The organism is Embleya sp. NPDC056575, from assembly GCF_042793325.1.
Taxonomy (GTDB): domain Bacteria; phylum Actinomycetota; class Actinomycetes; order Streptomycetales; family Streptomycetaceae; genus Embleya.
Window position 1 is genome coordinate 20,784 of sequence record NZ_JBHTVA010000048.1, and the last position, 25,915, is coordinate 46,698.

Consider the following 25,915-nt stretch of genomic DNA (forward strand, 5'->3'; position numbering starts at 1 on the left):
GACCCGATGGAGTGTGTTCCGAGGCGCCCCCGCGATCGCTCAATGTGTGCAGGCGGGGATCTGTTTGCTCACGTCGCCGCCGGTGTCCAGGAATATGGCGGGCACGAAGCCGGTCCTGCCCTCCACGTCGATCTGCGCCCAGGTCTTGCTGGAGGAGCCCGCGTAGTAGGCGATCGAGCCCTCCGTGTGGCAGTTCGCGCGCACCTCGGTGCCGGTCTTGATCTGCACGACCTTGTCCGACTGGTACGACGTGCCCTTGTACAGCACCAACTGGCCGCCGGTGTGCACGGTGGCCGCGACCGAGCCCGGCTTGGGCCCCGCCGCGCTCTGCCCGGGCCCGGTGGTGGCCTTGCCCGTACCGGATTTGCTCGCACTCGGCGACGCCGACGAACTCTTGCCGCCGGTCGCGTCCGCCGACTTCTTCTTGTCGTCCGATCCGCCGCCGTCCACCGTGAGCAGCGCCACGAAGAAGACGATCACCAGCAGGATCAACCCGCCGGCCACCATCAGGATCCGCACCGGGTGTCGACTCAGCGCGTTCAATCCGAACCGCCCGCGCGGCGGCCCGCCGATGGGGTTCGGTGTGGAGAAGAACTCCGCCCGCCTCCGGTTGTCCATACGACCCCCTGCGTCCCCGCGTCGCCCGATATGCGCCTGTCCGCCGGCGAACCCCGCTCGATGGAGGTCTGCCCGCAATGCCCATCAGACACCAACGACGCCCACAAGACGTACCCTTGAGTCCACAAATCGATCGCCGCGACCGACCACGACATGGCCGTCCGGCCCCGGAGTCAGGCCGTCGGCAGCCAGTCCACCCGGCCCGCCAGCAGCACGTATCCCACGAACGCGACGATGTCGATCAGGGCGTGGGCCACGAGCAGCGGCATCACCCGCCCCCAGCGCCGGTAGAGCAGGCAGAACAGCACGCCCATCACCACGTTGCCGAAGAACCCGCCGATGCCCTGGTAGAGGTGGTAGGAGCCGCGCACGACCGAACCGATCGCCACCGCCTTGACCCACGGCACCCGCAACTGGTCGAGCCGGCGCAGCAGATAGCCGAGGACGATCACCTCCTCCAGGGCCGCGTTCTGGATCGCGGACAGGACCAGGACCGGGATCCGCCACCACACGTCGGGCAGCGTGGTGGGCACCACGGTCAGGTTCGCCCCGGCCGCGTGCGCGCCCAGGTACAGCGCCAGGCCGGACCCGCCGATCGCCGCGGCGACCGCCGTCCCGCGTCCCAGGTCCCACCACGGGCGGGTCCGGTCCACCCCCAGGACGCGCAGCGAGGTGCCCTCGCGCATCAGCAGGTGCGCGACCAGGAAGACCGGCACCAGGGCGGTGGCGATCCCGAACAGCTGCCAGGCCAGGTCCAACCAGGGCCGATCCACCGCGCGCGAACCGTTCAGCACCGCGGCCTTGTGGCCGAGCCCGCCCGGCGCGGTGAGCGAACCCAGGAAGGAGATCAGCGAGGAGACCCCGGACGCCCCCAGGGACAGGGCCAGCACCAGCACCACCTCGGAGCGCAGCACGCGGCGCCGGGGCTCGGTGGGCGTCTCGACGGGCTCGGACGCGGGCTCGGTGATCACAGGCACACGGTATCGAGCGCGGATAAGCCCGCCGTCAGCCCACGGGCCATGTGTGCACCGGGTCCCCGCCGCGCATGTGCTCGGCGTAGCGCAGGGTCATCGCACGCAGTGCCTCCAGCCGGTCCATGCCCTTGGCGTCGCGGTAGTGGTGATACTGCGCGCTCTGCCAGCCGGCCCCGTTGACCCGCAGCAGACAGCGCTGCTCGATGATGCCCAGGTACTCGTCCCGCTCGCGCGGGTCGATGCCCCACCGGTCCAGCCCCTCGTACGCGCGCGGCAGCAGGTCGTCCAAGACCAGTCGGGTGACCGGAACGGTGCCGTGGCCGGGCCAGTTCAACTCGGCGTCGATACCGAAGCGGGCACCCGCGTGGAAGTTCTCGGTGGCCACCTCGAACGGCATCCGCTCCCACACCGGACGCTCGTCGTCCACCAGCGAACGCACCAGACCGTAGTAGAACGCCGCGTTGGCCATGATGTCGACCACGGTCGGTCCGGCCGGCAACACCCGGTTCTCCACCCGCAGATGCGGCTTTCCGCGCGCGACGTCGTACACCGGGCGGTTCCACCGGTAGATGGTGCCGTTGTGCAGCTTGAGTTCGCGCAGATGCGGCACGTCGCCCCGATCCAGCGCCTCGATCGGATCCTCGTCGTCGCAGATCGGCAACAGCGACGGGAAATACCGCAGGTTCTCCTCGAACAGGTCGACCACCGAATCGATCCAGCGTTCGCCGAACCAGGTCAGCGGCCGAACACCCTGTGCGATCAATTCCTCCGGCCGGGTGTCGCACGCCTGCTCGAACAGGATCGGCCGGGTCTCGCACCACAACTCGCGACCGAACAGGAACGGCGAGTTCGCGCCGATGCCGCACTGCACCCCGGTGATGGACTGCGCCGCGTTCCACAGCGGGGCGAAATTGCGCGGCGTGACCTGGAGGTGGAACTGCACGGACGTGCACGCGGCCTCGGAGACGATCGTGGTGGAGGTGGTGTCCAGCCGCTCCACGCCGTCGATGCGCAGCCGGATGTCCTCACCCCGGGCGTTCAGGATCTGGTCGTTGAGCAGCGTGTAGCGCGCGTTGTCGGATATCGTCTCGAACGCCATGTGCGCGTCGGTGAGGGTCGGCAGAATTCCGATCATCACGATCCGCGCGTCGAGTTCGGCGGCCTTGCGATCCGCGTAGTCCAGACTCGTGCGCAGTTCCTCCACCAATTCGGAGAACACCGGTCCGGTCAGCCGGTGCGGCGGAATGTTGACCTCGATGTTGAAGAGGCCGAGTTCGGTCTGGAAATCAGGGCTGGCTATCCGCCGCAGTACTTCGGCATTGCTCATCCGGGGTCGCCCCGCGGCATCGGCCAGGTTCAGTTCGATCTCGACACCCATCAGCTTTCGAGCGCTCTCGAACCGGTTCTCGTCGAGCATGCGTTGGAGTGTTTCCAGACATCGACGCAATTTGTGCCGGTAACGCTGCCGGTCGGACCGGCCGAACTCGGTGACCTCGACCTTTTCGCCCATGAATGCCCCTCCCCAGGAACCCGGCTCCGGTACGGAGCCGGTCGAGTGGTCGCAATCCGGTACCTGTCGGATCGGGACGTGCCGAACGTTCCCGCCGACGTTCCCCCCAACCGATGCATCGGGCCGACATTGGGAACATTACCGATCGACCGTGACGAATCACAGGGGAACCACGAGGCCGACAACCACGTCACTGATCACATCGAGGATGCATCCGGTGGTCGATCTTCAAGCCTTGTCGGCGATCACCTAGGGTGGCCTCTTCCCAAGGCGCCGAAGCGAGATCTTTTTGGGGGTTGTCGTGCGGGGGTTGATTCGGGCACTGCCGATACAGGGTCTGCGATTCCAGGCAGTGGTCACGGTCATCGCGATCCTCGTCTGTGGCGCACTCGTGTGGAATGTCGCCGGTGACGGTCGCTGGTCGTCGGCGGCGGCCTCGCCTCAGGCCGGCGACGCGCCCAAGGAGATACAGGCACCGCGGCAACCGGGCAGTCCGAACGCGCAGGAGCCGGCCACGCCGCCGGCCGCGCAGCAGCCGCCGGTCGATTCCACCCTGGTGAGCAAGGTCAAGGGCGAGGGCAAGGTGGTCGCCCTGACCCTGGACGACGGGCCGTGGCCGGAGTGGACCGACAAGGCCCTGTCGATCCTCGCCCGCAACGACGTCAAGGCCACCTTCTGCATGGTCGGCCAGCAGGCCAAGGACCACCCGGACCTGGTCCGTAAGGTGGTCGCGGCCGGCCACACGTTGTGCAACCACAGCATGACGCACGACATCAACCTGAAGAAGCGCACGCCGCAGGAGATGCACGGCCAGATGCAGGAAACCCTGGAGTGGATCCACAAGGCCTCCCCCGGCACGCCGGTGCGCTGGTTCCGTGCCCCGGGCGGCAACTGGTCCGAAGAGGTCCGCCAGACCGCCGCGTCGCTGGGCATGGGCTCACTGCACTGGACGGTGGACACCAACGACTGGCAGAAGGCCGGCGTCCCCAAGATGCTCCAGAACGTCCACAGCCAACTCGCCCCCCGAGGCATCATCCTGTGCCACGACGGCGGCGGCGAACGCAGCCAAACCATGACAATGCTCGAACAGATAATCCCCGAACTGAAGTCCAACGGCTACACCTTCGTAACCCCGTAGCCCACCCACCACCCCGTCCGGCGCTTGAGGACAAAGCAACCCGCAACCTCCACACACGGCGCCACCAAACCCGGCCCGTCCGGCGTTTGAGGACAACACCCGACCGCAGCCCACACACCGAACGACACCCACACTCCAGCCCGTCCGGCGTTTGAGGACAAAGCAACCCGCAACCTCCACGCACGACGCCACCAAACCCAGCCCGTCCGGCGTTTGAGGACAACACCCGACCGCAGCCCACACACCGAACGACACCCACACTCCACCCCGTCCGGCGTTTGAGGACAAAGCAACCCGCAACCTCCACGCACGACGCCACCAAACCCAGCCCGTCCGGCGTTTGAGGACAAGGCCCCCGGATGGGCGGCCAAACGCATACTCCCGCGCCCACCGGGCAGGAGCGCGCACACGCGCTCTGCCTCCGGAGGCCCCCATCGACACCCCCCTCGCCATCGGCCTCCTCCTACTCCTCATCGCCGGCAACGGCATGTTCGTCGCCGCCGAGTTCTCCCTCGTCACCGTCGAGCGCAGCGACGTCGCCGCCCGAGCCGAAGCCGGCGACCGCGGCGCCCGTCGGGTACTCCACGGCCTGCGCACCCTCTCCTTCCAACTCTCCGGCGCCCAACTCGGCATCACGCTGACCTCGCTGATCGCCGGCTACCTCGCCGAGGCCGCGTTCCGCCTCCCCAGGTTCGCCGCCCTCGTGCTGGCCTCCGCGTTGCAGATGGTGCTCGGCGAACTCGTGCCCAAGAACGCCGCGATCGCCCGCCCCCTGGGCGTCGCCCGCGTCGCCGGCCCGTTCCAGATCGGCTTCTCCCGACTCTGCCGCCCGCTGATCGTCTTCCTCAACGGCTCCGCCAACGTCCTCGTACGCAGGCTCGGGATCGAGCCGCAGGAGGAACTCGGCTCGGCCCGCTCCCCCGACGAACTCGCCCAACTGGTCCGGCATTCGGCCCGCGCCGGCGCGCTGCCCGTCGGCACCGCCCGGATCCTGAACCGCGCCCTGCGCTTCGCCGGCAAACAGGCCGCCGAGGCGATGACCCCGCGCACCGAACTGGTCACCCTGCCCGCGACCGCGTCGGTGACCGAACTCCTCGACACCGCCCGGGCGTGCGGCCACAGCCGGATCCCGGTGCGCGGCCAGGACCTGGACGAGATCGTCGGCGTGGCCGTGGTCCGCGACGCGCTGCGCGTGCCCGCCGCGGAGCGCCCGCACACCCCGCTCACCCGGATCGCCCGCGCCCCGGTCCTGGTGCCCACCTCGCTCGACCTCCAACGCGCGGTGGAGCGCCTGCGCGAGGGCCGCACCCAGCTGGCCGTCGTGGTCGACGAATACGGCGGCACCGCCGGAGTGCTGACCGCCGAGGACCTGGCCGAGGAACTGGTCGGCGACCTTGCCGACGAACACGACCCGGCCGACGAGCCGGACGCGCCGCCGCAGCGCCCTCCGAGCACCCACGTGCTGCGCCTGTCCGGCCTGCTGCGCGCCGACGAGGTCGAGGAGGCCGGCGGCTGGCGCATGCCGGCCGGCGACTACAACACGCTGGCCGGCCTGGTCCTGGCCGAACTGGGCCGGCTGCCGCAGGTGGGCGACCACGTGGACGTGGCCGGCCGGCGGCTCACCGTGGTCCGGATGGACCGGCACCGGATCGACGAGGTGGAACTGCGGACGGAGACCGACGAGTAATGGGCGACCTGCTGCTGTCGCTGGTCCTGCTCGCGGCCAACGCGTTCTTCGTCGGCGCCGAGTTCTCGGTGATCTCCGCCCGCCGCACCCGGATCGCGCCCCGGGCCGAGGCCGGCTCGCGCCGGGCGACGATGGTGCTCACCGCGATGGGTCGGCTGTCCACCATGCTCGCCGCCGCCCAACTCGGCATCACGGTGGCCTCGCTCGGCCTGGGCGCGGTGGCCGAACCCGCGCTCGCGCACCTGCTCGGCGCCCCGATCGAGGCGCTGGGCCTGCCCGCCGGCGCGGTGCACCCGATCGCCTTCGTGGTGGGCCTGGCCGTGGTGGTGTTCTGCCACATGGTGCTCGGCGAGATGGTGCCCAAGAACATCGCGCTGGCCGGCCCCGAGGAGTGCGCGATGTGGTTGACCCCGCCGCTGCTGGTGTTCGCCCGGGTGACCGCGCCGATCCTGTGGCTGTTCAACCACGCCGCCAACCTGTGCCTGCGCGTCTTCGGGGTGCGGCAGGTGGACGAGGTGCGCAGCGTGTACACGGTCGAGGAACTTCCGGCGCTGCTCGCCGAGTCGCGCGAGCACGACCTGCTCGACGTGGGCGAGCACGACCGGCTCGCCGGCGCGCTCGCGCTGCACTCGGGCACGGCCGCCGAGGTGCTGCGCCCGTGGTCCGACGTGGTGGCGCTGCCCGCTCCGGTGTCGGCGGCCGCCCTCGAAGAGGTCGCGGTACGCACCGGCCTGTCCCGCTTCCCCGTCCTGGACCCCGCCGGGCACCCCGAGGGCTACGTCCACGTGCTCGATGTACTCGCGCCCGAAACGGACGGCTCGGTACCGGTCTATCCGCTTGTCACCGTCGCCCCGGACACCGCGCTGACCGGCCTGTTGGCCCGCATGCGCGGCTCCCGCACCCATCTGGCCCTGGTACTGGCGCCGGACTCCGCGCCGCTGGGCCTGGTCACCCTCGACGACGTGATGTCCTCACTTTTCCCCTGATCGAGACTGTTCCAAAAGGTCTTCAATCGGGTGTCAGTTCGCAATACACCGTTACTTTTCGCAGCCGTTTCGGTACAATGCGCTGACCGGCCCTGCCGGGTCCTCTGTACGCCGCCGGGTCGTCCCCCGGTCGGATACCCGGTTCCCCACAGCACAGCGCCGCTTTCCCCTCCCCGGATTTTCCGGGTTTCTTGGACTCTGCATCGAAATGAGGCGGTCTCATGGTCCTGCGTGTGCCCGAGGCTCCCGAATCGGCCCGACGAGCGGCGCGAGCCGTGCTCGATTCCCGTGAATCGCTTCCCGTCGACTGCCGCGCCGATCAAGCCGCGCTCACGGCCGGATTCCCGCACCGCGTCTTCGAGATCGACCTGCTCGACCTGGTCTCCGAGCGCGGTGTCCGCAGCGCTCGGCAGGTGGGTTGGCGCTGGCTCATGTGGTCCGGCGACACGGTCGTCGGCGGCATCGAGGTCCGCACCGGCCCGACCGGCCACGGCGTCGGCCGATTCGTCGAAGGCCCGTTCACCGTCGCCACCGCGCCCGCCGCCGCAGCGGCCCGCGCACTCCCGCAGACCCATCTGCGCCGCGACGAGGCGCGCCTGCTGAACGTCCCCGGGATGTACATGGTCGCGCTCTGGCTGGCGGACGAGGCGGGCGGTGTCGACCTGCTCATCCCGCTCGCCCCGGCGCCCTGCGGCGTGCAGGCGCTACGCGGATACACCGCGGCCGAACTGGCCGAAGTCCTGGCCGCGCGTACCCGCCGGCCGGCCGCCGTGGGGGCTCCGGACAGCTGATCACACCCGGCCGTTCACACGTGTGGTCACATCTTGGGCGCAGTCGGGTGAGAACCGCGATAAGTCCTGCGCGAGGCGGTTTCAAGGCGGAGACTGTGATCTGCCGGGCAATGGGGCCCGGCGCGCTCCGCGCAGACAGAGAAGGTACGAGGATGTGCCAGCACCGACCGCATTGCCCCCCGGCGGACAGCCCCGATCGTGAGGCCGCCGTCGTCGTGGCCGCTCATTTCGAACAGGGATGGAGCCTGCTGTGCAACGGCGTCGTCCTGTTCGAGGACACGGGCGAACTGCTGCCGGACGGACGCACCATCGCCCCGCACCGACCCCGTGTGGGGTTGGTTTCGGCGGCCTGAACCGTTCGCACGGCCCTGACGAGCCGGAGGTCCCTCGGAACGACCTCCGGCTCTCGTCTGCCCGCAACCGGTTCCGACGGCGGCTCGTGGCCGGAGCCGGGGTCGACCCGGGGTCCTTGCGCCCGCGGTCCCGATACAGTCCGAGCGGCACCGGCTACGCGCGACGACTCGGAGTTTTGTCCCCATGGGCATTGGCGACACTGGCGACACCCCTCGGCCCGGTCGCCCGCGTGACCCGCGCACCGACGAGTCGATCCTGGCCGCGGCCCGCGAACTGGTCGCCGAGCAGGGGTACAACCGGGTCAGTATCGACGCGGTCGCCCGCCGCGCGGGGGTGACCAGGCCGACCGTGTACCGCCGCTGGCCGTCGAAGGCGCACCTGGTGCACGAGGCGGTGTACCCGGCCCGCGAGATGAGCTTTCGGCCGCTGCCGCACGAGGACTTCGCCACCGGCGTGTCGCGCTTCGCCGAGGCCGCGCTCGACTCCTTCCGCCGCCCGGAGACCGCGGCGGCGGTGCCCGGGCTGCTCGCCGAGTACCGCGACCAGCCCGAGCTGAAGGATCTGCTCGTGGCCCGGATGGATCCGGTCCGGGCGATCTTCCGGGCCTTCGTCGCGGACGCGATCGCGCGCGGCCAGGCCCGCCCGGACCTGGACGCGGATCTGCTGTTCGAATCGCTCAGCGGCGCGTTGATGTTCGGCGTCCTGGGCAGCGACCTGGCCGCCAAGCCCGGCTTCGCCGCCTCGGTGGCCCGCCTGCTGACATACGGCGCGGCCCGCCCCTGAGCGGTGGCTCGGGGACGGGCCGCGCGGGCGCCGCGGATCAGTTGGCGCCGTACGCCTCGATCGGCGGGCAGGAGCAGACCAGGTTGCGGTCGCCCTGGGCGCCGTCGATCCGACGCACCGGCGGCCAGTACTTCTCGGCCGGCACCACGCCGGCGGGGAAGACCGCCTCCTCGCGCGTGTAGGCGTGCGCCCACTCGCCGGCCAGCAGCGCGGCGGTGTGCGGGGCGTTCGCCAGCGGGTTGTCGTCGGCCGGCAGGTCACCCGAGGCGACCCGGTCGATCTCGCCCTTGATCGCGATCATCGCGTCGCAGAACCGGTCGATCTCGTGCAGGTTCTCGCTCTCGGTCGGCTCGATCATCAGCGTGCCCGGCACCGGGAAGGACATCGTCGGCGCGTGGAACCCGTAGTCGATCAGCCGCTTGGCCACGTCGTCCACGCTGACGCCGGTGGCCTTGGTGATCCCGCGCAGGTCGATGATGCACTCGTGGGCGACCAGGTCGTTCGGACCGGTGTAGAGCACCGGGAAGTGCGGCGCGAGCCGCCTGGCGATGTAGTTGGCGCCGAGCACGGCCACCTGGGTGGCCTCCTTGAGCCCCTCCGGGCCCATCAGGCGCAGGTAGGTCCACGGGATCGGCAGGATCGCCGCGGAGCCCCACGGGGCCGCCGAGATCGGTCCCACGCCCGTCTCCGGGCCCGCGGTGGGCTGGAGCGGGTGGTTGGGCAGGTACGGCGCCAGGTGCGCGCGCACCGCGACCGGGCCGACGCCGGGACCGCCGCCGCCGTGCGGGATGCAGAAGGTCTTGTGCAGGTTCAGGTGCGAAACGTCGGCGCCGATCGCGCCGCCGGGCTGGGCCAGGCCGACCAGCGCGTTCAGGTTCGCCCCGTCCACGTACACCTGGCCGCCGGCCTCGTGGATCGCCGCGCACACCTGCTCGATGCCCTCCTCGAACACGCCGTGCGTGGACGGGTAGGTCACCATCAGCACCGCGAGGGTGTCCCGGTACTGCTCGATCTTCGCGTGCAGGTCGGCCAGGTCCACGTCGCCGTTCTCACCGGTCTTGACCACCACCACGCGCATCCCCGCCATCACGGCGCTGGCCGCGTTGGTGCCGTGCGCGGAGGAGGGGATCAGGCACACGTCGCGCGCGGTGTCGCCGTTGGCGTGGTGGTACGCGCGGACCGCGAGCAGCCCGGCGAGTTCGCCCTGGGAGCCGGCGTTGGGCTGGAGCGAGACCTTGGCGTAGCCGGTGATCCGGGCCAGCGAGTCGGCCAGCCCGTCGATCAACTCCAGGTAGCCCGCCGCCTGGTCGACCGGCGCGAAGGGGTGCATGTTCGCGAACTCGGGCCAGGTGATCGGCTCCATCTCGACCGTGGCGTTGAGCTTCATCGTGCACGAGCCGAGCGGGATCATGCCCCGGTCCAGCGCGTAGTCCTTGTCCGCGAGCCGGCGCAGGTAGCGCAGCATGTCGGTCTCGGAGCGGTGCGTGTGGAAGACCGGGTGGGTCAGGAACTCGGTGTCGCGCAGCAGCCCCGAGGGCAGCGCGTCGGCGGTCTCGGCGTCGAGCGCGGCCACGTCACCGCTCACCCCGAACGCGCCCCAGACCGCCTCGACGTGCGCCCGCAGCGTGGTCTCGTCACACGTGATCGCCACGTGGTCCGCGTCCACCGGACGCAGGTTGACGCCGGCCGCGCGGGCCGCCGCGAGCACCTGCTCGGCCCGACCCGGCACCCGGGCGGTGACCGTGTCGAAGAAGTCGCCGTGCACCACCTCGACGCCGCCCGCCCGCAGCCCGCCCGCCAGCACGGCCGCGTAGCGGTGCGTGCGGCGCGCGATCGAGGCGAGGCCGTCCGGCCCGTGGTAGACCGCGTACATCCCGGCCATCACCGCGAGCAGCACCTGCGCGGTGCAGATGTTGCTGGTCGCCTTCTCCCGGCGGATGTGCTGCTCGCGGGTCTGCAGCGCGAGCCGGTACGCGGGCGCGCCGTCGGCGTCCACCGACACCCCCACCAGGCGGCCCGGCATGCTGCGGGTCAGCTTCTCGCGGACCGCCAGGTAGCCCGCGTGCGGGCCGCCGAAGGCCATCGGCACCCCGAACCGCTGGGTGGTGCCGACCGCGATGTCGGCGCCCATCGTGCCGGGCGCGCGCAGCACGGTGAGCGCGAGCAGGTCGGCGGCGACCGCCACCAGGGCGCCCTGCGCGTGCGCGGCCTCGATCACCGGGGTCAGGTCGCGGACCAGACCGTCGGTGCCCGGGTACTGGAGCAGCACCCCGAAGCAGCCGCCCTCGGGCAGCCCCTCGGCGGTGTCGGCGACCACGACCTCGATGCCCAGCGCCCGCGCGCGCGTGCGCACCACGGCGATGGTCTGCGGCAACGTGGCCGCGTCCACGACGAACACGTCGCTCTTGGCCCGTCCGGCCCGGCGGGCCAGCGTCATCGCCTCGGCGGCGGCGGTGGACTCGTCGAGCAGCGAGGCGCCGGCCACGTCCAGGCCGGTCAGGTCGGTGACCACGGTCTGGAAGTTGAGCAGCGCCTCCAACCGGCCCTGGGAGATCTCCGGCTGGTAGGGCGTGTAGGCGGTGTACCAGGCCGGGTTCTCCAGCACGTTGCGGGTGATCACCGGCGGGGTGAAGGTGCCGTGGTAGCCGAGCCCGATCATCGAGGTCAGCACGGTGTTGCGGGAGGCCAGCTCGCGCAGTTCGGCCAGCACCTCGGCCTCGGTGCGCGCGGCCGGCAACTCGAAGCCCGCGAGCGCGCGGATCGCGGCGGGCACCGCCGCGTCGGTCAGCTCGTCCAGGGACCCGTAGCCGATCGCGGCGAGCATCTTCGCCTGTTCGTCGGTGTCCGGACCGATGTGCCGGCCGGTGAACGGCGACGCGGCCTCCAGGCCGGTCAACGAGCCGGGGCCGGAGGGGAGTACGGCGTGAGCACGCGTCGGGGCAGGGGTGCGCGGTGTCATCGCGAAAGGCCTCCTGGATCGCTCCTGGACGGACACGCGGGTCGCGCGCCCACCGGCCTCCCCCTCTGTCATCGGTACCTGAGAGCTTCACCCCGCCCGGAACACCGGCGGGGCCGGTCCCACGAACGCGATTTGCACCGTCGGCGAGGATCCGACCCGACTCGGCGAGCCACGTGCGGATCCTGCTTTCCAGAGTGCCCACGACCACGCGGTACGGGTGCCTGAGAGATTCCGGGGAGGAGTTGCTCCTTCGGCGCCTCGTGCGGACGACACGAGAACTCTCCCGCGCGAACGTAATGGGCGGCTTCAACGGTATCAGCGTGGCATCGGATGCGGACGGGACGCCAGGCCGGAGGGGTGCGGGTTGTCAGGTCGACGGGGGCGGCGGAGGCGGCGGGCCGGGGTCGGCGGACCCGGCGGACCGGTCGCCCGGGCCGCCCGTGCCCGGCAGGGGCAGCGGCTCCCCCGGGCGCAGCGCCGGGTCGGCGAGCGCGAACGTGCGCACCCGGCCCGGTTTTCCGCCCGGGACCTCGAACCGCACCGTGACGCGGCCGACGCCGCTGCCCTGGACCCAGCCGGGGCCGAAGTCCTCGTGGACCACGTCCTGGCCGGGGGACCAGGAGACCCGCTCGGGGCCGGCCTCGACGGGCTCCTCCCCCGTCGGCCCCGTGTCGTCGTCCTCCGGCTCCTCCGCCGGCGTGTCGGCGGCGCCGAACAGGTCCTGCTGGGCGAAGTCGGCCAGGCCGCTGACGCCCACCCCGAGCAGCCGCACCCCGCCCGTGACGTCCACCTGGGCGGCCAGGCGGCGGATCGTCTCGCGCACCACGCCCGGGTCGTCGGTGGGGCCGCGCAGCGTCTCCGAACGGGTGAGCGTGCTGAAGTCGTAGCGGCGCAGCTTCAACACGATGGTGCGGCCGGAGCGGCCGGCCGCGCGCAGCCGCTCCACGCAGCGGATCGAGAGGCGGTCCAATTCCCTGGTGATCCGCTCGCGGTCGACCAGGTCGGTGGCGAAGGTGTCCTCGACCGACACCGACTTGGCGTCCCGGTCGGCCACCACCGGACGCGCGTCCAGGCCCGCGGCCAGGACGTGCAGGCCGTGTCCGTGCGCCTGGCCCAACAGGCGCACCAGTTCGCTCTCGTCCACCGCGGCCAGGTCGGCGACGGTGTCCAGGCCGGCCCGGCGCAGCACGTCGCCGGTGGCCGGGCCGACCCCGGGCAGCGCGCGCACCGGGAGCGGGTCGAGCATCGCCCGTTCGCTGCCGGGCACCACGACGCACAACCCGTCGGGCTTGTCCGCCTCGGAGGCGATCTTGGCCAGCAGTTTGGAGGTGGCCGCGCCGACCGAGCAGGTCAGGCCGGTGGCGGCGTGGATGTCGGCGCGCAGGCGCACGGCGATCTCGGTGACCCGGGCGGTGTCCAGGGCGTCGCCGTGCGGGCCCGCGTCCAGGTCGATGAACGCCTCGTCCAGGCTGAGCGGTTCGACCAGCGGGGACAACCGGTGCAGCAGCTCCATCACGGTGTCGCTGACCTGCCGGTACAGGCCGAAGCGGGGGCTGAGGAAGGCCGCGTTGGGGCAGCGCCGGCGGGCCTCGCCGATGGACATCGCGGAGCGTACGCCGAAGACCCGGGCCTCGTAGGAGGCGGTGGCCACCACACCCCGGGCGCCGATGCCGCCCACGATCACCGCCTTGCCGGCCAGGCTGGGCTTGGCGACCTGCTCGACCGACGCGTAGAACGCGTCCATGTCGAGGTGGAGGATGCCCGGCGCCTGTCTCACACCGCGCAATCATGACGCACCGGTCCGACATCCCCGGTGAACGATCGTTCGGGCGCGCCGAAGCGAGGCACCGGGCGTCGGCCGGTCGCCCCGGCGGTCAGTCCTCCAGGGCGCGCCGGATCGCGTCGCTGGGGCGCGTGGTCGCCCGGGGGTCCGGCTTGAACACGATCGTTCCGGTCGCCTTGATCGCGGCGAGCACCTCGCGACCGGTTCCGTACACGGTGGGCCCGATGTGGCCCCATGTCAGTGATCGGTCCGGAACACCGTAGGCATCGATGCCGGCGGCCTTGCACAGCGCCAGCGCACGCCGCAGGTGGAAGCTCTGCGTGACCACGATCATCCGCTCGATGCCGTAGACCCGCTTCGCCCGGATGCAGGACTCCCAGGTGGAGAATCCCGAATCGTCGCTCACGACGCGTTTGTCCGGGACTCCGCGCTCGACGAGGTAGCGTCGCATCACCCCGGTCTCGTCGTAGCGGTTGCCGCCGCCGTCGCCGCTGACCAGGATCACCCGGGTCTTGCCGGTCCGGTACAGCCGCAGCGCCACGTCGAGGCGGCGAGCCAGCAGATCCGACGGCCGATCCCCCCGCACGCCCGCGCCGAGCACCATCGTCACGTCGCGCGCGGGCACCCGTTCCACCGAGCGCACCCGGTCCCCGGCGTACAGATGCAGCCCCGTCATCGGGGCCAGTCCGGCCACCGTGAGCAGGACGGCGGCCTGGTAGCCGCGCCGTTGGGCACGCCGGGAGCGGGGCAGGGTGGGGCGGCGAATGGGCACATCCACGTGGACGTCCCGCCCCGCGCACCGGTTCCCATCGGCGGTATCGCCGCTCAGACCGCGCGATCTCGACGCCTGCGGGCCAACTCGTCACCCGGATGGACCTGCGGGGTCGGCTCCCCGGTGCCGGTGTGCTCGCCCTGGAGCTGCGCGAGCGAGCCCTCGACCTCGCGCCACACCGCCCCCACCGCGATGCCGAAGACCCCCTGGCCGCCCTGGACCAGGTCGATGACCTCGTCGTAGGACGTGCACTCGTACACGCTCGCCCCGTCGCTCATCAGGGTCATCCCGGCCAGGTCGCCGATGCCGCGTCCGCGCAGGTGGGCGACCGCGATCCGGATGTTCTGCAGCGAGACGCCGGTGTCCAGGAGCCGCTTGACGATCTTCAGCACCAGGATGTCGCGGAAGCCGTAGAGCCGTTGCGTGCCCGGGCCGTGGGCCGAGCGGACCGTGGGCTCGACCAGGCCGGTGCGGGCCCAGTAGTCGAGTTGCCGGTAGGTGATGCCGGCCGCCGCGCAGGCGGTCGGGCCGCGGTAGCCCACGTCCTCCGACGGAGTGCCGGGTGGGACGACGTCCGGCCGCCGGAGGCCCGCACCGGGGTCGGTCGCCGGCAGAGGACGTGCCGTGCGGGCGCGCTCCGCCGCCGTGATGTCGCCGGTGCTGCTCACGCCGACCTCCCTTTCGTCCCCGCGCGCCCGGGTACGGCGCGAGGAGTCTCTTTCAGTCCCGGGCCGCAGGCGGCGAGGTGCAACGCGCAGGGGTCATCCCGGAACTGTCGATTTCGACGGTAGGCAGTCACCAACAGCGCGTCAACGACCGGGCCGTTCGGCACGCCGAGTGACGCTGCTCGCACGAGTGGTTTGAAGCCGGTGCACACGGGTAGGTCTGCCGGCTTTGCCACTGATCGCTTATGCCCGGAACCGATCGACCCTGATCAGGCCCGAGACGCGAAGAACCGCCGACCGGGACCCGGTCGCCGGGGAGGCGAGGGGGTCGGTCGACGGTTCCGAGGATGCGCCGGGCCGGGGCGGGCCGGCTATTGGCTCGTGGTGCCGAAGTCCTCGGGCGAGATGTCGTTCAGGAACTCCCTGAACTTCTCGATCTCGTCCTCCTGCTCGTTGGGGATCACGATGCCGGCCTCGTCCAGGACCGCGTCGCTGCCCACGATCGACGTCCCGGTGCGCAGCGCGAGCGCGATCGCGTCCGACGGGCGCGCGCTGACCTCCACGCCGCCGGAGAAGACCAGCTCGGCGTAGAACACGCCCTCACGCAGGTCGGTGATCCGGATCTGGGTCAATTCCTGCCCCAACGCCTCCAGCACGTCCCGGAAGAGATCGTGCGTCAGAGGACGCGCGGGTACCACGCCCTGTTGGGCGAACGCGATGGCCGTCGCCTCTACCGGGCCGATCCAGATGGGGAGATAACGATCGCCCCCCGTCTCCCGTAGGAGCACGATCGGCTGGTTAGAGGGCATCTCCACCCGGACGCCCACAACCTCTAGCTCGTTCACATCGCCACACTAGCGCGCTCGGCTGTCGGTGACCGATCCCCGGGGGCCGAATTGGTCGGGGATTCGTCGTTTTTTCTTCGTGGCGCCGCCGGGAGCCGGCGCGGGTCCGGGGCCCGGCGGCGACCGTACGCCGGGGTAGGGCACCGAGCGGGCGCGCCGGTCAGCGACCCAGGCGTGGCGCGAGCGCGGTGGTGACCAGGACGGTGTGCAGGCGCGAGGTGAGCGCCAGCAGGTCGCGGACGGTCTCCTCGGCGCCCGCCTTCGCACGGGCGCCCCTGCGGTGCAGGAGCGGCGCGACGATCTGCTCGACCAGGGCGGCCTCGCGGTCCGCCGCGGCCTTGGCCTGGCGCAGGTGGCGCGGCTCGACGCCGTAGCGGCCGAGCGCGGCCACCAGACGGGCCACCACGAGCGCGTCCCCGTCGTAGAGCACACCCTCGTCTGCCGCGTCCGCACCGGCCTCGTCGGGACGCGGCCGGTGCGGCTGGATCAGGCCGAACTCCTCCAGGCGGGCCAGGTCCGCGTCCTGGATGCCGGCCGCCGCGATCAGCCCCGGCCGGTCGAGGAGCACCGTGCCCCCGTCCCGGCCGGCCGCTCCGGGATCGCCGTCCCCGTTGCGGGGGTGCTCGGATTCGGCCGGGGTCGGGCCGGCCGGTTCGAGTCCACGATCCATCGCGTCGAGCTGGTCCTTGATCACCCGCAGCGGCAGGTAGCGGTCGCGCTGCACACGCAGCACGTAGCGCAGTCGTTCGATGTCGGCGGGGCCGAACTTGCGGTAGCCCGACGGGCTCCGCTGCGGCTCGATGAGCCCTTCCGCCTCGAGGAACCGGATCTTGGAGATGCTGATGTCCGGGAACTCGGGACGCAACAGGGTCAACACCCCGCCGATGCTCGAGGAGACCGATCCGGCCGCCGCCGGACTCACCCCATCAGCCCCTGCCTGCTCGGGAAGAAGACCAGCCGGTACTTGCCGATCTGGACCTCGTCGCCCGGTGCCAGCGGGACCTCGTCGATGCGTTCGCGGCCCACGTAGGTGCCGTTGAGGCTGCCCACGTCGGCGACCGCGAAGCCCCCGGCGGTGCGGCGGAACTCGGCGTGCTTGCGCGAGACCGTCACGTCGTCGAGGAAGATGTCGCTCTGCGGGTGCCGACCGGCCGTGGTGCGGTCCGAGTCGAGCAGGAAGCGGCTGCCGGAGTTGGGGCCCCGACGCACCACGAGGAGCGCGGTCCCCGGCGGCAGCGCGTCCACCGCGGCCTGCGCCTCGGGAGTCAGGATCTCGCGGGGCGCGGGTTCGGCGTCCAGCGCCTCGATGCCGCTGATCGAGATGGTCGAGGTCTGCTCCGACGCCCGCTCGGCGCCGGCACCCAGGCGCGCGCCGCAGTTGGAGCAGAACCGGCCGCCGGGCGGGTTGTGATGCCCGCAGGTGCCGCACACGACCACGTCGGCCTCCTGACCCGTCCCGGTCGAACCTCGACCTTCGGTCGAGAGTTGTCCGAAACTTATGCGCGCCGTGTGTTCCTGGTCAACAGCGACATGCCCGGCGGTGGCGTCGGATTCGCCCATCCGGGGGGCGGGGTCGGGAGCGGGCGACGCGCCGGTGGAGGCCCCGTAGGGGGAACCCGGCGGCATCGTCGGCGGGGCGGCCGGCGGATTGCCGGACCTTCCCGCATCGGCAGCCGGCGCGTCGCCGGAGCGACGGGAACGACCGAACAATTTCGCGAACAACTTCACGGGCGAACCTCCCCGAGAGAACCTGGCCCGCCCGTGGGGCAGGAGGAGTGGGTCGTGGTGATGGACTGCCTACCGCTTCGCCGGGCCGTCAGGAGCCCAGGCTGTTCTGATAGGCGGCCGCGTCCAAGAGCGCGGCCGGGGCGGCGGGGTCGTCGAGGCGCACCTCGAACATCCAACCATCGCCGTAGGGATCGGAGTTGACCAACTCCGGTGCGCCGTCGAGCGCGTCGTTGACGGTGGTCACGACGCCGTCGAGCGGCGCAAAGAGGTCGCTGACACTCTTGGTCGATTCCAGTTCGCCGCAGGGCTCTCCGGCCACGACACGGGTGCCGGCCGGCGGCAGCGTGACGTAGACGATGTCACCGAGCGCGTCCTGCGCGAATTCGGTGATGCCGATCCGCACCGTGCCGGAGATCTCTTCCATGACGCGCACCCATTCGTGCTCCGTCGTGTACGCGAGATCTGCGGGGTACATGCGGACAGCCTGCCCTTCTTGCCTGATGAGTGATGCACCGACGGCGACCGGCGGACTGATTCTGTCAGGTGTGCTCACCCGTTACCGGCGCCCGGTGCCGAGCGAGCGTAACCAGGCTTGTTCGCAGGCCGCAAGGCGTCGATCTGCACGTCCTGCGAGGGGGTGACGATGGCCCCCGCCTGCTTCTTCTCCAGCGTCTTCACCACGCCTCCCGGGATGTTCAGCGCGGGCTGGAGATCCTGCGGATTGCCGATCACCTTGAACACGTACGGCGGCAGCACCTTGACGTCGTCGATCACGATGTCGCCCGGGGGCGTGCCATTGAACCAGGTACCGGCCACCACGCGGACATCGTTGATCTGGATCACCTCGGCGCCCGCCGCACGCAGTTCCTGAAGCGTGTCGAGCAGCACGTCGCCGGTGACCTGACGCTGCGGATCGGTGATCGTCAGCGTGATGCCGGGCCCGCTCGCCTTGACGGTGCCCGCCAGCACGCCCAGGGCGTCCGCCTTGGCCGCGTTCTGCTGCCGGGCCTCCTGGACCCGGTCGTTGCTGCTCTGCAGCTGTGTGCGGCTGTTCTCCAGGCGGTGCTTCTCGTCCTCCAACCGCCGTGTGCGCGCGTTGAGTTCGTCCAGCACCCGGACCAGGTCCTCCTGCCGCGCGCCGCGCAGCGGGTCCGACTCGTTGTTCGATCTGACCTGGATGGCCAGCCCGGCGCCGAGCGCGAACAGCAGCACGGCGCCCACGAGTTGGGCCCGGCTCACGCGCGGCGGCCAGAACGCCTCGATCAGCCGGCGCCGACCCGGCTGGTCGTCGACCGGCTCGGCGGCGTGCGACGCGACCGGGTGCGGATCGGCCAGCTCCGCCTCCTCGGGCGGCGCGGCCCCGAGCGAATCCGATTCCGGCCCGGGCGTGTCGCGCGCTTCCGCACGCGCCCCCGCGTGCGGGAGTTCGGACGGGTCGCCCGGTTCGGGTGTTTCACGCGGTTCGCGCGCCGGGAGCCTGTTCCGGATCTCGTGTGCGGACTCGCGCACCGGCGCGGTGATCGGCGCGATCTCCGACGTCACCTCGGCGGCCTGCTCGCGGATCCGCTCCCGGATGTGCCGGCCCTCGTGGTAGAGGTCGACCGGGCGCCGGGTCTCGATCGTGGGCTTGCGGGCGGACGGCGCCTCCGGCTCCGGCTCGATCCCGGGGGCGGGCACCGGTTCCGGATCCGGGTCCGCGGCCGGAATCGGAACCGGGGCAGGGGCAGGGGCAACAGCAGGAGTAGGGGCCGGAACCGGGGCCGGGGCAGGTTCCGGCGCCGGCGGGCGTTGTGGCTCCTCCGGCGGGCGTGGGAGCCCCAACTCCCGGGGGTCCTCGTCGTGACGGGCGTGTCGCCCGCGCGTCTCGTCCGTTTCGTCGGCCATGTGTGACTCCCCGTCAGGCCCGGAAGACGTGCCGCCGGATGGCCGCCGCGTTGGAGAAGATCCGGATGCCGAGCACGACCACCACACCGGTGGACAACTGCGCGCCGACGCCCAGCTTGTCGCCGAGGAAGACGATCAGGGCCGCGACGACCACGTTCGACAGGAACGAGACCACGAAGACCTTGTCGTCGAAGATGCCGTCGAGCAGTGCGCGCAGACCGCCGAAGACCGCGTCGAGGGCGGCCACGACCGCGATGGGCAGGTACGGCTCCAGCTCGTGCGGGATCACGGGTCGGGCGAGATACCCGACCACGACCCCGAGGACCAGGCCGAGGACCGCGATCACTGTTTACCCTTTCGTTCGGTCGCCTTTTGCGATGTTGTCGGCGCGCCGGTCGGCCGGGCCGAACCGCTCGGCGGTGCGCCGGTGCCCGTGGGCGTTGCGGGCGGTGGGCTCGGGGTCGGCTTGGCCGGGGTGCTCGGCGGCGGGGCCGGCGGCGGTGCGCCCGCCGGGTTCGCGTAGCGCAGCGAGGTGCCCAGGGCGGCGGGCAGCTTCATCTTCTTCTGCGCGCTCAGGTTGACCCGGATCCCGTAGTTCTCCTGCAACTGACGCAGATACCGCCCGTCCGCGCCGACCATGAACTCCACCTGCATCGGCTTCGCGTTGCCGATCGCCAGGATCGTATAGGGCGGCGCCAGCGGGCGGTTGTCGACCAGGATCGAGGCACCGGCGGCGCGGATCGCGGACAGCGCCGTCAGCCGCTGGTTGTTGATCGAGATGGCCTCGGCGCCGGCCTTCCACAGGCCGTTGACCAGCCGCTGGAGGTCCCGGTCCAGGATCCGGCCGTTGGCCGCGGCCTCGGCCTGGCGCGGGTCGCTGGTGCCGTTGGTGTTGTCCGAGCCCTTGGCGTCGTCGGCGACCACCTTCAGCCCCGGCCCCTCGACCGGTTCGGATCCGGTGAGCAGCGCGAGCAGTTCGACCCGGTCCTTGGCCCCCTTGGGCAGGGAGACCTCCTGGATCGCGTCCACCTCGTCGCGCAACCGTTCCACGGTGGACTGGAGGCCGTCCACCTCGGCCTCGTCGGCGTGGATGCGGTCGACCAACTGGTGCCGCTCGCGCTCGGCCTGCGGCGCGGCGGCGTGCACCTTCATCGCGGCGACCATCAGGATCATCGCGATCAGCGCGACCCCGACGACCGCGAGTATCCGGGCCAGCGGGCCCTTGTTCATGCCGGTGTCGCCCCGCACCGCACGCCGCGCGGTGGCCTCCGCGTAGCCGGCGTCGAGGCTGTTGGTCATCATGTCCACGAGCAGGGACATCGAGGCGTCCGGCCGCCTGTACCGGCTTGTTCCCGGTGTCTCCCGCGATGACATGCGCCCCATCGTTCCATGCCGGTCGGAGTGCCCGTTGCAGGGTCCGATACGGGATCCGGCCGCGGATCGCGTGCGGCGATCCACGGCCGAAACAGACCCTACAAGACACTCCCGGCCACCGCCGACGGCGGCGGTGGCCGGGATCGAATCCAGGGCGTCAGTCGCCCGCGTGCTCCACCACCCGGCTCCACTCGTCGAGGAGTTCGTCCGCGGCGTCGTCGTCGGGGCCCTCGGCCCACACGTGCGTGACCGCCTCGGCCGGGTCCGGCAGCACCAGCGCCCAGCGGCCGTCGGTCTCCACCACGCGCACGCCGTCGGTGGTGTCGATCTCCCGGTCGCCCGCGGCCTCGACCACGCGGCGCATCACCATGCCCTTGGCCGCCCACGGCGTGGCCACGTCCCGCCGGCGCACGTGGGCGCGCGGAATGCGCGCGTCGATCTGGCTCAGCGTCAGCTGGGTGCGCGCGACCAGCCCGATCAGCCGGACGAACGCGGCGGTGCCGTCGAAGACGGTGCTGAACTCGGGGATGACGAACCCGCCGCGCCCGTCGCCGCCGAAGATCGTGTCGTCGGACTGGGCGACCCGCGCCAGGTCGTCGGGCGAGGTGGTGGTCCACTGCACCTGGACGCCGTGATAGGCCGCGACCTGCTCGGCGATCCGGGTCGTGGTCACCGGCAGCGCGATCTTGCCGCCGCCTCGCTCGGCCGCCACGCAGTCGAGCAGTACGAGCAGCGCGCGGTGGTCGTCGATGATCCGCCCGCGCTCGTCCACCAGCGACATGCGCTCGCCGACCGGGTCGAAGCGCACGCCGAACCCGGACTTCGAGGAGGCCACGATCTCGCCGAGCCGCAGCAGTCCCTCGTGCCGCTCGTCGACGGTCTCGGTGGGCCGGGCGTCGTCGAGCCCGGAGTTGACGGTGAGCGCGTCGATGCCCAGTCGGCCCAGGATGCTGGGCAACAGCAGCGCGGCGTTGCCGTGCGCTGCGTCCACCACCACCTTGAGCCCGGACTCGGGCACCCCGGTGATGTCCAGGGCCTTCAGCAGCGATCCGGAGTAGCTGTCGAACGGCCGCGCGGGGAACGTGAGTTCACCGATCTCGCCGGGGAAGGCCCGGCGATACTCCTGGCGTGAGAAGACCCGGTCGAGCTTGCGCTGCGCGGCCTGCGAGAGGTCCGCCCCGCGCTCGTCGAAGAACATGATGTCCACCGAGTCCGGCACCCCGGGGGTGGTGCGGATCATGATCCCGCCGGCCGAGCCGCGCGCGGTCTCCTGACGGGCCACCGGCATCGGCACGTTCTCCAGGTCGCGCACGTTGATCGCGCTGGCCTGGAGCGCGGAGATCACCGCGCGCTTGAGCGCCCGGGCACCGCGCGAGTGGTCGCGCGCGGTGGTGACGGTGGCGCCCTTCTTGAGCGTGGTGGCGTAGGCCCCGGCCAGCCGGACAGCGAGTTCGGGGGTGATCTCGACGTTGAGGATGCCGGAGACCCCACGCGGGCCGAACAGGTACTTCTGGCCCCGCGACTCCCAGATCACCGAGGTGTTGACGACCGCGCCGGCCTCGATCGTCTTGAACGGGTAGATCCGCACGTCGCCGGCGACCAGCGACTCCTCCTCGATCAGGCACTCGTCGCCGATGACCGCGCCCTCCTCGATCCGGGCGGCGCGCATCACATCGGTGTTCTTGCCGATCACACAGCCGCGCAGATTGGTCTGCGGGCCGACGTAGACGTTGTCGTGCACCACCGCCTTGTGCAGGAACGCGCCGCGCTTGACCACCACGTTGGAGCCGAGCACGGTGTGCTCGCGCAGTTCCACGCCGCCCTCGACCTTGGCGTAGTCGCCGATGTAGAGCGGGCCCTTGAGGATCGCCTCGCGGTCCACCTCGGCGCCCTCGGCGACCCATACGCCCGGGGACAGCTCGAAGCCGTCGATGTCCACGTCGACCTTGCCGGTGAGCACGTCGGCCTGGGCCTTGAGGTAGCTCTCGTGGGTGCCGACGTCCTCCCAGTAGCCCTCGGCGACATAGCCGTAGATCGGCTTGCCCTCCTTGAGCAGCTTGGGGAACACGTCGCCCGACCAGTCCACGGACACACCCGCGGCGACGTAGTCGAAGACCTCGGGTTCCATCACGTAGATGCCGGTGTTGACGGTGTCCGAGAAGACCTGACCCCAGGTCGGCTTCTCCAGGAACCGGTCCACGCGGCCCTCGTCGTCGATGATCGTGATGCCGAATTCGAGGGGGTCGGGCACCCGGGTCAGACAGACGGTGACCAGGGCCCCCTTGGCCCGGTGGTACTCGACCAGCGCCGTGAGGTCGAAGTCGGTGAGTGCGTCGCCGGAGATGACCAGGAACGTGTCGTCCTTGAGCGCCTCCTCGGCGTTCTTGACGCTGCCCGCGGTGCCGAGCGGAGTCTCCTCGTTCGCGTACGTCAGGCTCATGCCGAGTTCTTCGCCGTCGCCGAAGTAGTTGCGTACGAGCGACGCGAGGAACTGGACGGTGACGACGGTCTCGGAAAGCCCGTGGCGCTTGAGGAGCCGTAGCACGTGCTCCATGATCGGTCGGTTGACCACCGGCAGCAGCGGCTTGGGCATGCTGGAGGTCATCGGGCGCAGGCGGGTGCCTTCGCCTCCGGCCATGACGACGGCCTTCATCGGTCTCGTCCTCCTATCGCGTCACACCACCCGCACCCACGGCTGAATTGCCGGGGCCGGGTGGCGTGGCTTGAGTATCTCGTGATCGCCGCGTTGTCCGGCGATCCCTTCGCTACCCGGCGGTCGCTGTGCGACTCGCCTTGTCCGCGGCCACGAGCCGTTTGGCCTGGGCTGCGTAGAGGACTCCTGCCCACCAGTACAGCGCGGTACCCCACCACGCGAACGCCCATCCGAAGATCGCGGCGAGAGTTGCGACACGTCCGGTGCCGTCGCTGAGCAGCAGGAGCGGGAAGGCGTACATGAGATTGAAGGTCGCGGCCTTGCCGACGAAGCTGACCGAGAGCGCGCCGTAGCGGTGCCGGCGCAGGATCAACAGCACCACGCCCATGAACAACTCGCGACCCAGGATGATCGCGGTCAGCCAGATCGGCAGGATCTCGCGCCAGGTCAGGCCGACCAGGGTGGCGAGGATGTAGAGCCGGTCGGCGGCCGGGTCCAGGATCGCGCCGACCTTGCTGACCTGGTTCCAGCGGCGGGCCAGCTTGCCGTCGAGGTAGTCGCTGATCCCGCTGAGCATGAGCAGCGCGAGCGCCCACAGGTCGTGTTTGGGGCCGCCGAACTCGGGCGCCAGGATGAGCCACAGGAAGACCGGGACACCGAGCAGGCGGGCGAAGCTGAGCAGGTTGGGGATCGTCACGATCCGGTCGCTGGGAGCGTCGACGCCGCCCTCCCGGGTAGGCGGCGGGGCCGCGTCCACGTGGGCGTCCACGGGGCCTCTGCTTTCTTCCGGTGGGTCTTCGTTCGAGGTCAGCCTATGTCGCGCCGGACGGGCTCAGCGACGCCCTGAGCCGCCGGAGACCGGGTCCGGGGCGGGGCTGTCGGGCGTGGCGGTCGCGGTCGCGCTCTCGGCGGCCGGCCCGGGAAGCGTCGGCAGCGGGCCGCGGTCGCGCAGGATGCGCAGGACCAGGATCAGGGTGAGCACTATGCCGGCGAACAGGTAGCCGTTGCCGAGCACGAACTCGAGCGGCGTCCAGTGCCGTTCGCGGTCGCCGTCCCGGGGAGCGAGCCAGATCAGGCCCCACGGCTGGAGCGTCTGCGTGCCGTCCCAGTCGCCGAAAACGTTCAGGCGCATCGGCCAGGCCGCGAAGAACGCGAAGAAGGCGCCGGTCAGCCACCACCACAGCGGTCTCGCCCGGGTCAGCGCGGTGTGCGTGAGCAGGACGAACACGGGCACCACCCACACCCAGTGGTGCGACCACGAGATGGGCGAGACGAACAGCGACAGGCCGCCGGTGATCACCACGCCGACCAGTTCGTTGCCGTACAGCGAGGCGCGGGCCGCGGCCAGCAGGCCCAGCGCCCCGATGACCAGGCAGAGCAGCAACCACAATCCCTTGGCCGGCCCGCCGTCGCCGAGCATTCGGGTGAACATGCCCTGCACCGACTGGTTGTTGAGGGTGCCGACGCTGAGCTTGGAATTGACCTTGCCGCTGATCGACACCAGGTTCGCCCAGTAGTACGCGGACGCCGACGGCGCGGCGACCAGACCCACCAGGACGGTGCCGACGAACGCGCCGGAGGCCACCGCGGCGGCCCGGAACCGGCGGGTGATCAGCAGGTACACCACGAAGATCGCGGGGGTGAGCTTGAGACCGGCCGCGACGCCGACCCCGATGCCCTTGTAGCGGCGATCGTCGGGCAGCGCCAGGTCGAGCACGATCAGCGCCAGGAGCAGCAGGTTGATCTGCCCCCACACGAGCGTCCATTCCACCGGCTCCAGCCACAGGACCACGGCGAAGGTGGCCGCGCTGACCCCGAACCGGCCCGCGCCGCGGCGGTAGCCGAGCATCCCCCACGAGGCCCAGACCACGGCGAACAGCGACAGCAGGCTGAGGCACGCCATGAACCACTTGAGGCCGGCGAAGCCCAGCGGCAGCACGATGTAGAAGAGCAGCCCGGAAATCGGCGGGTAGATGAAGGGCAGTTCCCATTTGCCGTAGTTCTCGGTGTAGATCCGGTCGCCGTCGCGCAACCTGTGCACGGCGTCGTGGTAGACGCTCAGGTCGAGCATGTGCCACATGTCGCGGCGGTTGAGGTAGGTCCACAGCGCCCACAGGCCGAGCGAGAGCACCATCAGGGCGCCGCCGACGAGCGCGACGCGTCCCGGCCGACGGGGCTCCCGGCTGTGCTCGTGCCCGAACGGGACGCGGGGCGCGAGCGTCAACAACTCGCGGCAGGAGGAGACGAGCACGCGGGGCAAGGACATGTCGGTCGGGGACTCCACAACTGCACGGTTCAATGGGCGCCAGTCCGGGTGGCGCCGGGTCAGGATATCCACACGGTCGAAACGGCCCGGCGTCCAGTGCCGCGGACGGGAACCGCGGACCGTGACCCCGCGTCCGTCCGGACGG

The 25,915-nt window shown here is 71.1% G+C and carries 23 protein-coding genes, 1 CRISPR repeat array and 1 riboswitch; of the genes, 6 read left to right on the forward strand and 17 right to left on the reverse strand.

Annotated elements, in window-relative coordinates:
* Positions 1 to 39 precede the first annotated feature (39 nt).
* The 3 genes from ACFRCG_RS31910 to ACFRCG_RS31920 form a co-directional block, all read right to left on the reverse strand.
* On the reverse strand, positions 40 to 618 hold the full coding sequence (locus tag ACFRCG_RS31910; protein ID WP_380037845.1) for a hypothetical protein: 579 nt from the start codon (positions 616 to 618) through the stop codon (positions 40 to 42).
* 173 nt (positions 619 to 791) lie between these two features.
* Complete coding sequence (locus ACFRCG_RS31915; RefSeq protein WP_380037847.1) at positions 792 to 1,595, reverse strand: CPBP family intramembrane glutamic endopeptidase; 804 nt, start codon at positions 1,593 to 1,595, stop codon at positions 792 to 794.
* 28 nt (positions 1,596 to 1,623) lie between these two features.
* Entirely contained in the window at positions 1,624 to 3,102 is a 1,479-nt protein-coding gene (locus tag ACFRCG_RS31920) for a glutamate--cysteine ligase (RefSeq protein WP_380037849.1), read from the reverse strand.
* A 352-nt stretch (positions 3,103 to 3,454) separates the two neighbouring features.
* Between ACFRCG_RS31920 and ACFRCG_RS31925 the strand changes: the two genes are divergently transcribed.
* From ACFRCG_RS31925 to ACFRCG_RS31950, 6 genes are all read left to right on the forward strand, one after another.
* Positions 3,455 to 4,240, forward strand: coding sequence for a polysaccharide deacetylase family protein (locus tag ACFRCG_RS31925; protein WP_380037851.1), 786 nt, complete (start codon positions 3,455 to 3,457; stop codon positions 4,238 to 4,240).
* 8 nt (positions 4,241 to 4,248) lie between these two features.
* A CRISPR array of direct repeats spans positions 4,249 to 4,590; the repeat unit is 26 nt; unit sequence CCAGCCCGTCCGGCGTTTGAGGACAA.
* Between the two features lie 137 nt (positions 4,591 to 4,727).
* Positions 4,728 to 5,927, forward strand: coding sequence for a hemolysin family protein (locus tag ACFRCG_RS31930; protein WP_380037853.1), 1,200 nt, complete (start codon positions 4,728 to 4,730; stop codon positions 5,925 to 5,927).
* Positions 5,927 to 6,913: a hemolysin family protein gene (locus tag ACFRCG_RS31935; protein ID WP_380037855.1), complete on the forward strand. Its 987-nt coding sequence runs from the start codon at positions 5,927 to 5,929 to the stop codon at positions 6,911 to 6,913. The genes ACFRCG_RS31930 and ACFRCG_RS31935 overlap by 1 nt, the downstream gene beginning before the upstream one ends.
* Positions 6,914 to 7,134: 221 nt before the next feature.
* Positions 7,135 to 7,704, forward strand: coding sequence for a hypothetical protein (locus tag ACFRCG_RS31940; protein WP_380037857.1), 570 nt, complete (start codon positions 7,135 to 7,137; stop codon positions 7,702 to 7,704).
* A 152-nt stretch (positions 7,705 to 7,856) separates the two neighbouring features.
* Entirely contained in the window at positions 7,857 to 8,057 is a 201-nt protein-coding gene (locus ACFRCG_RS31945) for a DUF5999 family protein (RefSeq protein ID WP_126640671.1), read from the forward strand.
* Positions 8,058 to 8,241: 184 nt separating this feature from the next.
* Entirely contained in the window at positions 8,242 to 8,841 is a 600-nt protein-coding gene (locus tag ACFRCG_RS31950; protein WP_380037859.1) for a TetR/AcrR family transcriptional regulator, read from the forward strand.
* 37 nt (positions 8,842 to 8,878) lie between these two features.
* Here the strand turns inward: ACFRCG_RS31950 and gcvP are convergent, their stop codons facing one another.
* The 14 genes from gcvP to ACFRCG_RS32020 form a co-directional block, all read right to left on the reverse strand.
* Complete coding sequence (gcvP, locus tag ACFRCG_RS31955; RefSeq protein WP_380037861.1) at positions 8,879 to 11,800, reverse strand: aminomethyl-transferring glycine dehydrogenase; 2,922 nt, start codon at positions 11,798 to 11,800, stop codon at positions 8,879 to 8,881.
* 199 nt (positions 11,801 to 11,999) lie between these two features.
* Positions 12,000 to 12,096, reverse strand: a riboswitch (glycine riboswitch).
* A gap of 71 nt (positions 12,097 to 12,167) precedes the next feature.
* Positions 12,168 to 13,577 carry a DNA polymerase IV gene (locus ACFRCG_RS31960; RefSeq protein ID WP_380037863.1) on the reverse strand — a complete coding sequence of 470 codons (1,410 nt, stop codon included), beginning with the start codon at positions 13,575 to 13,577 and terminating at the stop codon, positions 12,168 to 12,170.
* Between the two features lie 97 nt (positions 13,578 to 13,674).
* Entirely contained in the window at positions 13,675 to 14,361 is a 687-nt protein-coding gene (locus ACFRCG_RS31965; protein WP_380037865.1) for a vancomycin high temperature exclusion protein, read from the reverse strand.
* A gap of 47 nt (positions 14,362 to 14,408) precedes the next feature.
* Entirely contained in the window at positions 14,409 to 15,023 is a 615-nt protein-coding gene (locus tag ACFRCG_RS31970; protein WP_380000939.1) for a MerR family transcriptional regulator, read from the reverse strand.
* 368 nt (positions 15,024 to 15,391) lie between these two features.
* Positions 15,392 to 15,865, reverse strand: a complete 474-nt coding sequence (locus tag ACFRCG_RS31975; RefSeq protein WP_020548711.1) for a bifunctional nuclease family protein — start codon at positions 15,863 to 15,865, stop codon at positions 15,392 to 15,394.
* Positions 15,866 to 16,025: 160 nt separating this feature from the next.
* Positions 16,026 to 16,787 carry a MerR family transcriptional regulator gene (locus ACFRCG_RS31980; protein ID WP_380037867.1) on the reverse strand — a complete coding sequence of 254 codons (762 nt, stop codon included), beginning with the start codon at positions 16,785 to 16,787 and terminating at the stop codon, positions 16,026 to 16,028.
* Positions 16,784 to 17,302: an FHA domain-containing protein gene (locus ACFRCG_RS31985; protein WP_126640676.1), complete on the reverse strand. Its 519-nt coding sequence runs from the start codon at positions 17,300 to 17,302 to the stop codon at positions 16,784 to 16,786. Before ACFRCG_RS31985 ends, ACFRCG_RS31980 begins: the two co-directional genes overlap by 4 nt.
* Before the next feature lie 379 nt (positions 17,303 to 17,681).
* Positions 17,682 to 18,068 carry a glycine cleavage system protein GcvH gene (gcvH, locus tag ACFRCG_RS31990; RefSeq protein ID WP_380037869.1) on the reverse strand — a complete coding sequence of 129 codons (387 nt, stop codon included), beginning with the start codon at positions 18,066 to 18,068 and terminating at the stop codon, positions 17,682 to 17,684.
* Positions 18,069 to 18,142: 74 nt separating this feature from the next.
* Entirely contained in the window at positions 18,143 to 19,270 is a 1,128-nt protein-coding gene (locus tag ACFRCG_RS31995; RefSeq protein ID WP_380037872.1) for a DUF881 domain-containing protein, read from the reverse strand.
* A 220-nt stretch (positions 19,271 to 19,490) separates the two neighbouring features.
* Positions 19,491 to 19,823, reverse strand: coding sequence for a small basic family protein (locus ACFRCG_RS32000; RefSeq protein WP_020548716.1), 333 nt, complete (start codon positions 19,821 to 19,823; stop codon positions 19,491 to 19,493).
* Complete coding sequence (locus ACFRCG_RS32005; protein ID WP_380037874.1) at positions 19,820 to 20,797, reverse strand: DUF881 domain-containing protein; 978 nt, start codon at positions 20,795 to 20,797, stop codon at positions 19,820 to 19,822. Before ACFRCG_RS32005 ends, ACFRCG_RS32000 begins: the two co-directional genes overlap by 4 nt.
* 211 nt (positions 20,798 to 21,008) lie before the next feature.
* Positions 21,009 to 23,504 (reverse strand): sugar phosphate nucleotidyltransferase, encoded by a 2,496-nt coding sequence (locus ACFRCG_RS32010; protein ID WP_380037876.1) that lies wholly within the window; start codon positions 23,502 to 23,504, stop codon positions 21,009 to 21,011.
* Positions 23,505 to 23,616: 112 nt separating this feature from the next.
* Positions 23,617 to 24,273 carry a CDP-alcohol phosphatidyltransferase family protein gene (locus tag ACFRCG_RS32015; RefSeq protein ID WP_201260924.1) on the reverse strand — a complete coding sequence of 219 codons (657 nt, stop codon included), beginning with the start codon at positions 24,271 to 24,273 and terminating at the stop codon, positions 23,617 to 23,619.
* Between the two features lie 63 nt (positions 24,274 to 24,336).
* A complete protein-coding gene (locus ACFRCG_RS32020; RefSeq protein ID WP_380037878.1) occupies positions 24,337 to 25,770 on the reverse strand; it encodes a glycosyltransferase 87 family protein in 1,434 nt (477 codons plus the stop codon).
* Positions 25,771 to 25,915 lie beyond the last annotated feature (145 nt).

Bases quoted from the DNA above. Each gene is read 5' to 3' on its own strand.
- ACFRCG_RS32005 (WP_380037874.1), bottom strand. From the start codon at position 20,797: ATGTCCCTGCTCGTGGACATGATGACCAACAGCCTCGACGCCGGCTAC.
- ACFRCG_RS31930 (WP_380037853.1), top strand. From the start codon at position 4,728: ATGTTCGTCGCCGCCGAGTTCTCCCTCGTCACCGTCGAGCGCAGCGAC.
- ACFRCG_RS31940 (WP_380037857.1), top strand. From the start codon at position 7,135: ATGGTCCTGCGTGTGCCCGAGGCTCCCGAATCGGCCCGACGAGCGGCG.
- ACFRCG_RS31910 (WP_380037845.1), bottom strand. From the start codon at position 618: ATGGACAACCGGAGGCGGGCGGAGTTCTTCTCCACACCGAACCCCATC.
- ACFRCG_RS32020 (WP_380037878.1), bottom strand. From the start codon at position 25,770: ATGTCCTTGCCCCGCGTGCTCGTCTCCTCCTGCCGCGAGTTGTTGACG.
- gcvP (WP_380037861.1), bottom strand. From the start codon at position 11,800: ATGACACCGCGCACCCCTGCCCCGACGCGTGCTCACGCCGTACTCCCC.
- ACFRCG_RS31950 (WP_380037859.1), top strand. From the start codon at position 8,242: ATGGGCATTGGCGACACTGGCGACACCCCTCGGCCCGGTCGCCCGCGT.
- gcvH (WP_380037869.1), bottom strand. From the start codon at position 18,068: ATGTACCCCGCAGATCTCGCGTACACGACGGAGCACGAATGGGTGCGC.
- ACFRCG_RS31920 (WP_380037849.1), bottom strand. From the start codon at position 3,102: ATGGGCGAAAAGGTCGAGGTCACCGAGTTCGGCCGGTCCGACCGGCAG.
- ACFRCG_RS31945 (WP_126640671.1), top strand. From the start codon at position 7,857: ATGTGCCAGCACCGACCGCATTGCCCCCCGGCGGACAGCCCCGATCGT.
- ACFRCG_RS31935 (WP_380037855.1), top strand. From the start codon at position 5,927: ATGGGCGACCTGCTGCTGTCGCTGGTCCTGCTCGCGGCCAACGCGTTC.
- ACFRCG_RS32010 (WP_380037876.1), bottom strand. From the start codon at position 23,504: ATGAAGGCCGTCGTCATGGCCGGAGGCGAAGGCACCCGCCTGCGCCCG.